The 594-nt window shown below is 41.4% G+C and carries 1 rRNA gene; it reads left to right on the forward strand.

Annotated elements, in window-relative coordinates:
• Nucleotides 1-594, forward strand: a 23S ribosomal RNA gene (locus AF333_RS31365); the annotation flags it as partial.

A 594-nucleotide genomic window follows, 5' to 3' on the forward strand; every position in this document is an offset into this window, starting at 1 on the left:
AGAGTGCGTAATAGCTCACTGGTCGAGTGACTCTGCGCGGAAAATGTAACGGGGCTAAGCGTACTACCGAAGCTGTGAGTGCTAGAAGTAAGAAATGAGATGTAAGAAGTAGGAAGTGAAAAGATGATTCGGACATTCCGAGACTTACGAGTATATAAGCAATCGTATGAGCTTGGAAAAGAGGTGCATCGAGTCACACAACATTTTCCAAAGTATGAACGTTATGAATTAGGAAGCCAACTGAGAAGGGCTTCTCAATCAATTCCATTGAACATTGCTGAAGGTTATGGAAGAAAAAAATCAAAAGCTGAATTCAAACGTTTTTTACTTATAGCAATAGGCTCTTGCAACGAAGTACAGGTTTTATTGGACTATGCCTATGAGTTTCATTATTTATCTTCGGATGAATATAAGCGATTGCTAACAAATTATGAAGGTATAGGCAAACAATTATCTGTGCTACATAGCAAGTGGAAATGAACCCTACATTTTACCTTTGATTTCTTACTTCTAGCGCGGTAGGGGAGCGTTCCTGCAGCAGTGAAGTCAGACCGGAAGGACTGGTGGAGCGGCAGGAAGTGAGAATGCCGGTGT

It is taken from the genome of Aneurinibacillus migulanus (assembly GCF_001274715.1).
Classification (GTDB): domain Bacteria; phylum Bacillota; class Bacilli; order Aneurinibacillales; family Aneurinibacillaceae; genus Aneurinibacillus; species Aneurinibacillus migulanus.